We start from the raw sequence: 13,020 nt of genomic DNA on the forward strand, positions 1-13,020 counted from the left end.
GCGATTGAGCGCATGTGCTGAGTTGAATGTGTGAACAAGCGTCATGTTCCGTCGGCCGGCTCAGGATTGATTGCGCAAAGCACAAGACTTCACGCTCAAAAGCCGGATAATGGCGGCCAATTTGTTTAGCCCGCTATTCTGGTAACCCGCATGGAAATCAAGGTCAACTTTCTCGACAACCTCCGACTCGAAGCCAAGTTCGATGACTTCACGGTGGTGGCCGACCAACCGATCCGTTACAAGGGCGATGGCTCTGCACCGGGTCCGTTCGACTATTTCCTGGCGTCGTCGGCCTTGTGCGCGGCTTACTTCGTAAAGTTGTACTGCAGCACCCGCAACATCCCGACCGAAAACATTCGTCTGTCGCAGAACAACATTGTCGATCCGGAAAACCGCTACAACCAGATCTTCAAGATCCAGGTCGAGCTGCCGGCGGACATTTCCGAAAAGGATCGCCAGGGCATCCTGCGCTCGATCGACCGTTGCACGGTGAAGAAGGTGGTGCAGGCCGGGCCGGAGTTCGTGATCGAGGAAGTCGAGAACCTCGACGCCGATGCCCAGGCCCTGCTGATGCCGGCTTCCACGTCCGGCGCGGGCACCTGCATTGCCGGCAAGGACCTGCCGCTGGAACAGACCATCGCCAATATGTCGGGGATTCTGGCCGACCTGGGCATGAAGATCGAAATCGCTTCGTGGCGCAACATCGTGCCCAACGTCTGGTCGCTGCACATCCGCGATGCGCAGTCGCCGATGTGCTTCACCAACGGCAAGGGTGCGACCAAAGAGAGCGCGCTGGCCTCGGCGCTGGGCGAGTTCATCGAGCGGCTGAACTGCAACTTCTTCTACAACGACCAGTTCTGGGGCGAAGAGATCGCCAATGCCGAGTTCGTGCATTACCCGGACGAGCGCTGGTTCAAGCCCGGCGCCAAGGATGAGTTGCCTGCGGAAATCCTCGACGACTATTGCCTCGGCATCTACAACCGTGACGGCGAACTGCGTGGCTCGCACCTGTTCGACACCAACTCCGGCAACACCCAGCGCGGCATCTGCTCGCTGCCGTTCGTGCGTCAGTCCGACGGTGAGGTGGTGTATTTCCCGTCGAACCTGATCGAAAACCTGTTTCTCAGCAACGGCATGAGCGCCGGCAACACCCTGGCCGAAGCGCAGGTGCAGTGCCTGTCGGAAATCTTCGAACGGGCAGTCAAGCGCGAAATCCTCGAGGGCGAAATGGCCCTGCCGGATGTGCCGCAAGAGGTGCTGGCGAAATACCCCAGCATTCTCGCCGGTATCCAAGCGCTGGAAGAGCAGGGCTTCCCGGTGCTGGTCAAGGACGCGTCGCTGGGCGGTGAATTCCCGGTGATGTGCGTGACGCTGATGAATCCGCGCACCGGCGGCGTGTTCGCCTCGTTCGGCGCGCACCCGAGCTTCGAAGTGGCGCTGGAACGCAGCCTCACCGAATTGCTGCAGGGCCGCAGCTTTGAAGGCCTCAACGATCTGCCGCAGCCGACCTTCTCGGGCCAGGCCGTGACTGAGCCGAACAACTTCGTGGAGCACTTCATCGATTCCAGCGGCGTGGTGTCGTGGCGCTTCTTCAGCGCCAAGGCCGACTTCGAATTCGTCGAGTGGGACTTCTCCGGCAATGGCGAAAATTCCAACGCCGAAGAGGCCGCAACGCTGTTCGGCATCCTTGAAGACATGGGCAAGGAAGTCTACATGGCGGTCTACGAGCACATCGGCGCCAAGGCGTGCCGCATTCTGGTGCCGGATTATTCGGAGATCTATCCGGTAGAAGACCTGATCTGGGACAACACCAACAAAGCGCTGCAATTCCGGGCCGACATCCTCAACCTGCACAACCTGAGCAAAGTCGGCCTGCGCAACCTGGTCAAAGGCCTGGAACACAGCGAGCTGGACGATTACACCGACATCACCACCCTGATCGGCATCGAGTTCGACGACAACACCCCATGGGGCAAGTTGACCATTCTCGAACTGCGCCTGCTGATCTACCTCGCCTTGCAGAAATACGAGCAGGCCAAGGATCTGGTCGAAGCCTTCCTGCAGTACAACGACAACACCGTCGAGCGCGGTTTGTTCTATCAAGCGGTCAACGTGGTGCTGGAAATGGAGCTGGACGAGGATCTGCAGCTGGAAGACTACGAAGCCAACTTCCGCCGCATGTTCGGCGACGAGCGCATGGATGCGGCGATCGGCTCGGTCAATGGCAGCGTGCGCTTCTACGGCCTGACGCCGACCAGCATGAAGCTGGAGGGGCTGGATCGGCACCTGCGCCTGATCGAGAGCTACAAGAAACTGCACGCAGCGCGGGCCAGCTTCGCGGGTTGATTCCGTTGACGGCACGCACAAAAAAAGCACCTTCGGGTGCTTTTTTTGTGGTCGGCAAAGGATGGTGTCAGAGCGCGGCTTTCACCTGCAATCCAAACACCAACGCATTGTCGATGTCCTGGCCGGAGAACGCGCCCGGCTCAATGATGTATTGCACATTTGGGCGCAGCGTCAGCCATGGAGTGGCTTGGTAGCCGTAGCCGAGTTCGATCAATTGTTCGGCGCTGTCCAGGTTGGGGAACGCGGCGCCATTGTCCAGCGCTGCGTCTTGCAGCACATCGCGGCTGCGCGGGTTCGGCACTGCGCGGCCGTAGCCAAGCGCTACCGTGTCACGCGAACGGCCCTCAAAAGGCTTGTACAGAACGAGGCCGGTGCCGTACCACTTGCTGAACGGCGAGGCCGCTTCGCTGGCCGCCGAGTATTGGCCGAAGGCGTGCAGGCTGCGACCTTCAGAGACCTCCGAAGCCCAGACGGCCTGGTCGATCAGGACATAATGGCCGCCGCGCCCGGACACTTCCTTGTCACTGCCGATGCGTTTGACGTCGGAGCTGTCGTAGTAATAACCGACCTTGTACTCGCCGGGCAGTTTGCCGGCCTGCTTGTAGACCAGTTCGATCGGCACCACGGTGCCGGTGGTGTGTTTCGGGCCCAGGTGCCAGGCACGGCTGGAGTTGCCGTTACTTTCCGGGTCGACATTGAACGCGGCTACGCGCAGTTGCCAGGCCGGGGAGAGGTCGTATTTCACCCGCACACCGAGGTGGGCGTTGGGGTAGTTGGTCCAGCCGCTGCCACCGGACATGTTCAGCGGATGGCCGCAGAAACCGGCGTTCATGAAGTTGCAGAGAATGCCGCTGTCGAGGCCGCCGAGGTCATTGCCCATGGCCATGTAGCCGAGTTTGACGTTCAGCGCCGGGGTAAACAGGCTGCGCTCGTAGCTGAGCTCGGTCAGGCGGGTGTAGAGGCCGCCGTAGTTTTCCTGGATCGGCAGACGGTTGCCGACCAGGTCTTCGGAGGCACTGTTGCCGCGTCGATCGTTGATGGTCAGCTGAACCTTGCCGGCGTTGTCCACGCCGTACAGTTTGCTCAGGTCGAACTGTGCGCCGAGCTTGATGTTTTGCGAGTAACGCGCCGAGCGATGCAGGCCGCCGTCGGCGTTGTAGGCGGTTTCGCCGGTGTAATCGCCGGTGAACTTGATGCCGTCTTCATCGAACTGGTGGCGCAGGCCGCCCCAGTCGCCGGTCAGGGTACTGCGGGTAAATACGTTCGAATCGGTATCGGCAAGGGCGGGCAGGGCAGCGCCGCAGGTGAGACCGAACAGCATGCCGGTGAAAACCCCGGCGTGAGAAAAGCGAACAGCCAATGACATTGCGCAAATCCAGAGCGAAGGACATGAAACAACGCGGCACCCGAAGGTGCCGCGCACAAGTGAAACGAAGGCGAACGCGACGGTTTACGGCAGGGCGTAAGCCATTACGTAGTCGCCACGGTCGGTCGACTGACGAGCGCCACCGGCGGTGATCACCACGTATTGCTTGCCGGTTTTCGGCGACACATAGGTCATCGGGCCACCCTGGCTGCCGACCGGCAGACGCGCTTTCCAGATTTCTTCACCATTGGCGCTGTTGAAGGCGCGCAGGTAGAAGTCCTGGGTGCCGGCGATGAAGATCAGGCCGCCCTGGGTCGACAGCGTGCCGCCGAGGGTTGGCAGACCGATCTTGATCGGCAGGTGCATGCGGATGCCCAAGGGACCTGTGTCTTCAACGGTGCCGACCGGAACTTGCCAGGCGACTTTCTGGGTTTTCATGTCGATGGCGGTCAACGTACCGAACGGCGGGGCCTGGCACGGAATGCCGGCGACCGACAGGAAGCGGTTTTTGTTCACGGCGTAAGGCGTGCCCTTGAGCGGCACGGCACCCATGCCGGTGTTCAGCGCTTCGCCACCGGAAGACGCCTGAGCCTTGTTCTGCGACGGGATCATCTGAATCCACAGACCCAGACGCATGTCGTTGACGAAGATGAAACCGTGCACCGGGTCAGTGGAGATGCTGCCCCAGTTCATGCCGCCCAGCGAACCCGGGAAGCTCAGGGATTTGTCAGTGCCCGGCGCGGTGTACAAGCCATCGTAACGCATCGACTTGAAATCGATCCGGCACAGCAGTTGGTCGTAAGGCGTGGCGCCCCACATGTCCGATTCGGTCAGGTGCTGGGCACCGATCTGCGGCATGCCCACCGATTTCGGCTGGGTCGGCGAGTACGGTTCGTTGGGGATATTGGCGGCCTTGACCGGCACTTCTTTTACTTCGGTCAACGGTTTGCCAGTGGCGCGGTCGAGCACGTAAATCTGCCCGGCCTTGGTGCCGATCACCACCGCCGGTACGGTTTTGCCGTCCTTGGTGAAGTCGATCAGGCTTGGCTGCATCGGCAGGTCGAAGTCCCAGAGGTCGTTGTGCACGGTCTGGAATACCCACTTTTCTTCGCCACTGTTGGCGTCCAACGCGAGGATCGAAGCGCCGTAGGTGTGATCCAGTTTGCTGCGCTCGACACCATAGATGTCGGTGGACGAACTGCCCATCGGCAGGAATACGGTGTTGGTCGCCGGGTCATAGGACATCGGCGCCCAGCTGTTCGGCGTGCTGCGCACATAAGTTTTGCCATCGGCCGGTGCCTTTTTATCCTGCGGATTGCCCGGGTCGAAAGCCCAGCGCATGGCACCGGTCATGACGTCGAAACCTCGGATCACGCCGCCTGGCATGTCGGTTTGCACGTTGTCGGCCACACGACCGCCAACCACCACAGTGGTGCCGGCCATCAGCGGCGCGGAGGACAGTTGATAGTAGCTGTCCGGGACATCACCCAGACCGGCCTTCAGATCGACCTGGCCGCTGTTGCCGAAACCCCGGCAGAACTCGCCGGTGTCGGCATCGACCGCGATCAGGCGGGCGTCGATGGTGTTGGTGAGCAAGCGACGCGTGCAGTTGGCGACCGGAGCGGTCGGGGTTTCGCTCACTGGCGAGCTGGACGGCTTGGCGACGGCGGCGCTGGCGTCGAAATACGCCATGCCACGGCAACGCTGCCAGACTTTGGACTGAGCGTTGATCGCGTTTTTCCAGAGTTCTTTACCGGTGTCGGCATCCAGCGCAATCAGGTTGTTGTGCGGGGTGCAGATGAACACCTTGTTGCCGATCTGCAGCGGAGTCAGCTGGTCTTCGGCACCGTTGCCGTCGCTCTCGGCGATGTCGCCGGTATGGTAGGTCCACGCGACTTTCAACTTGTCGACGTTGCTGCGATTGATCTGGTCCAGCGCGGCGAAGCGGCTGCCGCCTTCGGTATTGCCGTAGTGGGCCCAGTCCTTCTGCGCCTTCTCCGGCTCGACCGGCGTCAGGCCCGGGCCAGTGCCGGTAGGGGCGACCGTCGGGTGCGCGACGAACATGTTGCCGGCAGCCACGGCCAGTCCAACCGCCAGAACAGCCGCAACGCCGTAAGCACCGCGACCTGCAACGTCACCATTGGCGCGCTTGAGCAGCGGATAGACCAGCGCAACCACCAGACCCACCGCGCTGAACATGAACAGGCGCGAGAACACCGGCCAGAACACCAGCCCTGCATCGATCACGGCCCAGATGGCGGTCCCAACCAGAAACGCCGCGAACAGCCAGGCACCGGCAGGCTTGCGCCGCGCGATCAGCAGACCGGAGACGGCCATCACCAGACCACCCACCAGGAAGTACCAGGAGCCTCCCAGGCTGACCAATTTCACACCGCCAGCAGCCAGTGCCAGGCCGAGCAGGGCGATGATCACGCCGAGCCCGACCAGAATGAATGTTGATATGCCCGAGAGGCGTTGACTCTGCTTCACGTTGAATGTCCCGTTGAAATGAGGCGAGCATTATATAGTTAGGTAACTACCTAGTTAAATCACTAAATCAGCATGAAGTGTAGTTTGCTGCTCAGCGGAGCGTCGGATCAGAGAACGGTTTGCGCCTGTTAGGCTGCAAGCGATATTGAAATGCGGTTGAAAGTCGCTTTTCTGTCAGGGAAAGTGGGATTTATGACAGGCATGGCTCGCGCATTGATTACGCCGGTGCCTGGGCTGATTAGACTAATGGCTAACAGCGCCGCCGTCTGAGCGACGGCTGGGCAATGATCATTTTTCCCATTACGCTGAAAAACTTCGTCCGCACCCTACAGAATTTCGTGATCGTGAAGAAAATAGTCCGCGTAGTTGACCTTCAGGTATTCGTCACCGTCACGCCTGTCGGCATGGCCCCATTGAACGCGTAAACACGTTCGATGGCGGCGCCTTTGCCCGTATCACTTTGCGCTACGGCCAAGCCGCTTACGGATACCGCAAGGGCCAGGCCTGCGATTTTAAATAATCTGTTCATGTTCAAGTCCTTGAGCGCCAGTGATGTGAGGAGCCTTCAAGCACGAGTCGCGATAAATCAGTGAGCGCGAGAAGGCAGTGACAGGCTATGCACGAAGACCTTCTTCAGACAGAAGCAGATCGCAGGAAGACTTTCCGCATTTTGCGGAAAATACAAAGCTGCCAGCCTTCCATCAGGGAGGGCTGGCAGCTTGACGACAGATGGCTTTAGCGATCAGTTGGCGTTGTAGCGCGGTGCGAGCCGGTTGCTCGAGAGCTCGGAGAACAAGGCCTGGCGGCTGGCTTCGTAACGCTCGTAACCTTGCAGGTCGTGCATCGAGGGGATGGAGATCAGCACGCCGTTGTCGAAATCCTGCAGAGCGCCGGCGACCAGGTCCTGGGCCGACATCACGATGCCCGGATCCAGATGTTCGACAGGCAATCCACCGATTTGCCAGAAGTCCGTTGCGGTTGCGCCGGGCAGGACGGCCTGGATCCGGATGCCTTTATCCGAGAGTTCCTTGTGCAGGGACTGGGTGAACGCGGTGACGTAGGCCTTACTGCCGCCGTACACGCCGTTGAGCAGCTCCGGCGCCAGGCTGACGATCGAGGAAATATTGATCACGGCGCCTTGTTCACGGGCGACAAAACCTGGAATCGCGGCGTAGGTCAGGCGGGTAAGGGCGGTGACGTTCAGCGTGATCATCTCGGCCATCCGCTCGACATCACTCTCCAGCAGGCCGGTATGGGTGCCGATGCCGGCATTGTTGACCAGCAAGGTGATGCTGGCGTCCTCACGCAACTTGCGTTCTACCTTGGCGAGGTCCTCGGGGCGGCCAAGATCGGCCTGCAACACTTCGATGTTCTGCCGGGTTTCGCTGGTCAGACGACTGGCCAGTGCGTTCAGACGTTCGCGGTTGCGCGCCACCAGCACCAGGTCGTAACCCCGGCGGGCAAGGTGTTCGGCGTAAATCGAGCCGATTCCGGTGGACGCGCCGGTGATGAGCGCAGTGCCTTTGTATTGTTGCGTCATGATCAAGCTCCGTGGGTTGTGTGTGGAGCCATGATGAAGGAGGGGACTGATGTCTTAAACGACGTATATGGTAGTGTTTAAGGACATTCAAAAAGGAGTTCAGTCATGCATCGCGTCGGCTATCTGATTACCGAGGGTTTTCAGGTGATGTCCCTGGCAACCCAGGCTGTATTCGAGTTCGCCAACATCGTTGCAGGGGAAGAGATCTACAAGGTCCAGAACTTCTCGATCGGCGGTGGAACCGTGCGTTCTTCGTTGGGCATGTACATCGACACGCTCCCTCTGGGCGCCCCGGGATTGGCCGACACGTGGATGATTACCGGTACGCTGACCCCCTTGAACCCGCCAGGTGAAGAGGTGCTGGCCAGCGTGCGCGCCTTCGTCGATGGAGCCCGACGCACAGCAGGTCTGTGCACCGGCTCGTTCGTTCTGGCGCAGGCAGGGGTTCTGGACGATCGAAGGGCGACCACCCACTGGTCCTATGCGAACAAGCTCCGTGAGCTGCATCCAAGAATCGAGGTCGAGGAAGACCGGATCTTCATCGTCGACGGTCCCGTCTGGACGTCGGCAGGCATGACAGCCGCGCTGGACATGGCGCTGGGCATGGTGGAAAAGGATCTGGGCACCGACATGGCCCGGTCGGTGGCGCACAAACTGGTCATGCATCAACGGCGCTCGGGTGGGCAGTCCCAGCATTCGGAACTGCTCACGCTTGCTCCAAAGTCGGACCGTATTCAAAGTGCGCTGGAGTATGCGCGTACGCACCTGAGCCGCCCGCTCAGCGTGGAGGAACTTGCCGACGTCGTGCACTTGAGTCCCAGACAATTCACCCGGGTATTTACCGCCGAGACGGGCCAGTCACCGGCCAAAGCCGTGGAAAGCCTGCGTCTGGAGGCCGCTCGCGTGATGATCGAGCAAAGTCGTCACAGCCTGGACCGCGTGGCGAAGGAAACGGGGTTTCGAGACCGTCGCCACATGCGCGAAGTATTCATGCGAGGGTTTGGCGTTCCGCCGCAGGCGGTTCGAAGGGATGCCAGGCGGATCGGCCAAGAGAATCCAGCTGATCGGGGCGCTCATCCGTAAGCGCCCCGATCAGGCAGCAGTCAAAGCCAGGACTTGATTTGCGCGCAGACGGCGTCGGTGGAAATGCCGTAGCGATCATGCAGTGTCGGCAGTGCGCCGGCGTCGAGGAACGCGTCGGGCAATGCGATCTGCCTGAACGTCGGCGTCACTCCGTTGCGCAGCAGTACCCCGGCAACCGCTTCACCCAGCCCGCCAATAATCGAGCTGTTTTCTGCGGTAACCACCAGCCGGCCAGACTTGCGGGCCTCGGCGAGAATGGTCTGTTCATCCAGCGGTTTGATCGTCGGCACATGCAGCACCGCGACATCGACGCCATCGGTCTGTAGCGCCTTGGCGGCCTCCAATGCGCGCATGGTCATCAAACCGGTCGAGATGATCAGGACATCGTTACCGGTGCGCAGGGTCTTGGCCTTGCCGATCTCGAATTGATACCCGTATTCATCCAGCACCAGCGGCACGTTGCCGCGCAGCAGGCGCATGTAGACCGGGCCCTGATGCGCGGCAATGGCGGGCACGGCCTGTTCGATTTCCAGCGCGTCACAAGGGTCGACGATCATCAGGTTGGGCATCGCCCGGAAGATCGCCAGGTCATCGGTGGCCTGGTGGCTGGGGCCGTAGCCGGTGGTGAGGCCGGGCAATCCGCAAACGATTTTGACGTTGAGGTTTTCCTCGGCAATCGCCATGCAGATGAAGTCGTAGGCGCGACGCGAGGCGAACACCGCATACGTGGTGACGAACGGCACGAAGCCTTCGCGGGCCATGCCTGCGGCAGCGCTCATCAACAGTTGTTCGGCCATGCCCATCTGATAGAAACGATCCGGGTGGGCCTTGGCGAAAATGTGCAGGTCGGTGTACTTGGACAGGTCAGCGGAGAGGCCGACGATGTCCGGACGCTGATCCGCCAGTGCAGCCAATGCATGTCCGAAAGGTGCAGATCTGGTGACCTGACCTTCTGATGCGATCGAGGCAATCATCGCCGAGGTGGTCAGGCGCTTCTTGATCGGTTCGCCAGTCGAAGTCGGTGTGTTGGCGGCGTTGCTCATTGGTTTTTTCCTTCTTCAAGCGTGGTCAGTGCCAGATCCCATTCGTGTTCGTCCACGCGGATGAAATGGGTCTTTTCGCGGTTTTCGAGGAAGGGCACACCTTTGCCCATGGTGGTGTCGCAGATGATCACCCGAGGTTGGGTGCCAGGGTGGTGGCGGGCGGCATCGAAGGCTTTGACCAGTGCGTTCAGGTCGTTGCCGTCGACGCGCTGGGTGAACCAGCCAAACGCTTGCCAGCGATCAACGATGGGTTCGAACGACAGGATCTCGCTGGAATGGCCGTCTGCTTGCTGGTTGTTGACGTCGACGATGGCGATCAGGTTGTCGAGCTTCCAGTGCGAGGCCGACATCACGGCTTCCCAGGTCGAGCCTTCGTTCAGCTCGCCGTCCGACAGCAGGTTGTAGACGAACGATGTCGAGTCCTTGCGCTTGAGACCCAAGCAGGCCCCGACGGCGATGCCCAGCCCCTGACCCAGCGAGCCACCGGTGATTTCCATGCCCGGCGTATAGGCGGCCATGCCCGACATCGGCAATCGGCTGTCATCCGAACCGTAGGTTTCAAGCTCATCAAGCGGGATGATCTCGGCTTCGATCAGCGCCGCGTAAAGCGCAATCGCGTAGTGACCGATCGACAGATAGAACCGATCACGCGGCTCCCACGCCGGGTCTTCGGGGCGATAGCTCAGCGCATGGAAGTAGGCGACCGCGAGCAGGTCGGCGGCACCTAGGGCCTGGCCGACGTAGCCTTGGCCTTGCACCTGGCCCATGCGCAAGGCATGGCGGCGAATGTTGTGGGCGCGCTCGGCCAGCGTCTGGGGTGTTGTGAATGAAAGGTTGGCAGTCATGGTGAATTCTCCTGTGAATCAACGATTGACCAGGGCGGCGGGAATGCGCAGGACCAGCGAGGCGCCGACCAGCAATACGCCGGTGATCAGATACATGCCGATAGCGCTGGAGCCAGTGAGTGTGGTTATCCAGCCAATCAGGTAGGGCGAGCAGAAGCCGGCAAGGTTGGCGAAGCTGTTGACGGCGGCGATGCCTGCGGCAGCGGAGACACCGCCGAGCAGCGTGGTCGGGAGCATCCAGAACAGCGAGGTCGCGGACAGGATGCCGGAAGCCGCCAGGCACAGACTGAGAATGGACAGCATCACATTGCCTCCCATCAGCGCCGCGAGGGTCAGGCCGATGGCCCCGGCGATCATCGGGACGATGAGATGCCAGCGGCGTTCGCGATGTTTGTCGCCACTGCGTCCGACCAACAACATGGCGGCGATGGCACAGAGGTAGGGCAGGCTGGTCAGCAAACCGATCTTCATCGGATCGGAGACCCCGGCATTACGCACAAGGGTCGGCAGCCAGAAGGTAATTGCGTACTGCCCCATCACCACACAGAAATAGATCCCCGCGAGCAGCCAGAGGCGACGGTCACGAATGAATTCGCCCACGGATGCATGCGTCACTTTCTGCTGGTCATCCTCCGCCAGCTCACGGGTGATCAGGGCTTTTTCGTCGTCGTTGAGCCAACTGGCCTGATGCACGCCATCCTTGAGGTAGCTGAGCACCAGCAGTCCGACAACCACCGTAGGCACAGCCTCCAGCACAAACATCCATTGCCAGCCGGCCCAGCCGTGCATGCCGGCGAAGTGGTTCATGATCCACCCGGAGAGCGGGCCGCCGACCATGCCCGACAACGGGATGGCGATGAACCACAACACCGTCATGCGCGCACGCCGGTAGGACGGAAACCAGTAGGTGAGGTACAGCAGCAGACCCGGCGCCAGGCCGGCTTCGGCAATGCCCAGCAGAAAGCGCAGGGCGTAGAACTGCCAGGCGGTTTCGACGAAGGCGAAGAGGGCGGAGACAATGCCCCAGGTGATCATGATGCGCGCGATCCACACTCGCGCGCCGACCTTGTGCAGGATGATGTTGCTGGGCACTTCGCAGAGAAAGTAGCCGATGAAAAACATGCCCGCGCCCAGCCCGTAGACTGTTTCGCTGAGCGCCAGATCGTTCATCATTTGCAGTTTGGCAAAGCCGACGTTGACGCGATCGAGGTAGGCGCACAGGTAGCACAGCATCAGGAACGGCATCAGGCGCCAGGCGGTTTTACGGTAGGCGTTGGAACGCACCGCCGAAACGGCTTCGAGCGACAGGGTAGTCATGGTCTGATCTCTTGTTTTTATTGACCGCCGGGCAAGTCTGCCCGGCCGTATCATCGATCCAGAACCGCACGGGCCGCGAGGCCCGCAACGTGTGTCAGTGAATCAGCATGCCGCCGTTCACATCCAGGGTGATGCCGGTCAGATAGGAGGACAGGTCGCTGGCCAGGAACAGCGCCGCATTGGCCACATCCTGCGCCTCGCCCAGGCGCCCCAGCGGAATGCCGTCGATGATCGCGTGGCGGCGTTCGTCCTGCATCAGGCCGCCCGTAATGTCGGTGTGAATCAGGCCGGGGGCGATGGAGTTGACGCGCACGTTGTCCGGCCCCAGCTCACGCGCCATGGCCTTGGCCAGACCCAGCACACCGGCCTTGGCGGCGCTGTAATGAGGCCCGCCAAAAATGCCGCCGCCGCGCTGCGCGGAAACCGAAGACATGCACACGATGCTGCCGCTGGCTTGCTGGCGCATGAGCGGAATCACCGCCTGAGACATCAGCAACGTACCGCGCAGGCTCACGTCCAGCACCTTGTCGTAATCACCGGGGCGGATATCGAGGGTCTTGAGGGGTTGGGTGATGCCGGCATTGTTGACCAGTATGTCGATCCGGCCAAAGTGTTCGATGACGGTCGCGACAGCCTGCTGCACCTGAGACTCGTCGGCGACGTTGGCAGCCAGGCCGAGATGGCCCTCGCCCAAAGAGGCAGCGGCATCGCGGGCAGCGGATGCGTCCAGATCCAGAATCACCACCCGGGCGCCATGTTGAGCGAAGGTCGTAGCTGTCGCGCGGCCGATACCACGTGCGGAGGCAGCACCTGTGATGATCGCGACTTTGCCTTGAAGAAGCATGGGAGAAACCTCTGATTGTTGTTATTGAGTCGGTCCGTGCAGAACCGATGACTCAGCTTGTCTCCCGTAACGACCCTGAGCAATAACGCAAACTTCACTGGATGCTGAAAAAAATTCAGCACTCGCCAACATGCGGTTGTGGTGTT

The 13,020-nt window shown here is 60.8% G+C and carries 10 protein-coding genes; 2 read left to right on the plus strand and 8 right to left on the minus strand.

Annotated elements, in window-relative coordinates:
* Positions 1-150 precede the first annotated feature (150 nt).
* Entirely contained in the window at positions 151-2,346 is a 2,196-nt protein-coding gene (locus CAF77_RS04965; protein WP_064381607.1) for an OsmC domain/YcaO domain-containing protein, read from the plus strand.
* A 67-nt stretch (positions 2,347-2,413) separates the two neighbouring features.
* On the opposite strand, the gene CAF77_RS04970 is transcribed toward CAF77_RS04965, so the two are convergent.
* The 4 genes from CAF77_RS04970 to CAF77_RS04980 all read right to left on the minus strand — a co-directional run bounded on the left by CAF77_RS04970 (position 2,414) and on the right by CAF77_RS04980 (position 7,742).
* Entirely contained in the window at positions 2,414-3,712 is a 1,299-nt protein-coding gene (locus tag CAF77_RS04970; RefSeq protein ID WP_064381606.1) for a carbohydrate porin, read from the minus strand.
* A gap of 84 nt (positions 3,713-3,796) precedes the next feature.
* Positions 3,797-6,202: a glucose/quinate/shikimate family membrane-bound PQQ-dependent dehydrogenase gene (locus CAF77_RS04975; protein WP_064381602.1), complete on the minus strand. Its 2,406-nt coding sequence runs from the start codon at positions 6,200-6,202 to the stop codon at positions 3,797-3,799.
* Positions 6,203-6,575: 373 nt separating this feature from the next.
* Positions 6,576-6,731 carry a hypothetical protein gene (locus CAF77_RS28805; protein WP_176243893.1) on the minus strand — a complete coding sequence of 52 codons (156 nt, stop codon included), beginning with the start codon at positions 6,729-6,731 and terminating at the stop codon, positions 6,576-6,578.
* Between the two features lie 213 nt (positions 6,732-6,944).
* Complete coding sequence (locus CAF77_RS04980) at positions 6,945-7,742, minus strand: SDR family oxidoreductase (protein ID WP_064381600.1); 798 nt, start codon at positions 7,740-7,742, stop codon at positions 6,945-6,947.
* A gap of 105 nt (positions 7,743-7,847) precedes the next feature.
* Here CAF77_RS04980 and CAF77_RS04985 point away from each other — a divergent pair, with 105 nt between their 5' ends.
* Positions 7,848-8,825 carry a GlxA family transcriptional regulator gene (locus tag CAF77_RS04985; RefSeq protein ID WP_064381598.1) on the plus strand — a complete coding sequence of 326 codons (978 nt, stop codon included), beginning with the start codon at positions 7,848-7,850 and terminating at the stop codon, positions 8,823-8,825.
* Between the two features lie 20 nt (positions 8,826-8,845).
* On the opposite strand, the gene CAF77_RS04990 is transcribed toward CAF77_RS04985, so the two are convergent.
* From CAF77_RS04990 to CAF77_RS05005, 4 genes are all read right to left on the minus strand, one after another.
* A complete protein-coding gene (locus CAF77_RS04990) occupies positions 8,846-9,868 on the minus strand; it encodes a transketolase family protein (RefSeq protein WP_064381595.1) in 1,023 nt (340 codons plus the stop codon).
* Entirely contained in the window at positions 9,865-10,713 is an 849-nt protein-coding gene (locus tag CAF77_RS04995; RefSeq protein WP_064381593.1) for a transketolase, read from the minus strand. Before CAF77_RS04995 ends, CAF77_RS04990 begins: the two co-directional genes overlap by 4 nt.
* A gap of 18 nt (positions 10,714-10,731) precedes the next feature.
* Positions 10,732-12,030: an MFS transporter gene (locus tag CAF77_RS05000; RefSeq protein WP_039768386.1), complete on the minus strand. Its 1,299-nt coding sequence runs from the start codon at positions 12,028-12,030 to the stop codon at positions 10,732-10,734.
* Between the two features lie 94 nt (positions 12,031-12,124).
* Positions 12,125-12,874 (minus strand): SDR family NAD(P)-dependent oxidoreductase, encoded by a 750-nt coding sequence (locus tag CAF77_RS05005; RefSeq protein WP_064381592.1) that lies wholly within the window; start codon positions 12,872-12,874, stop codon positions 12,125-12,127.
* Positions 12,875-13,020: the final 146 nt, after the last annotated feature.

The organism is Pseudomonas sp. R15(2017) (assembly GCF_002112685.1).
Lineage (GTDB): Bacteria > Pseudomonadota > Gammaproteobacteria > Pseudomonadales > Pseudomonadaceae > Aquipseudomonas > Aquipseudomonas glycinae.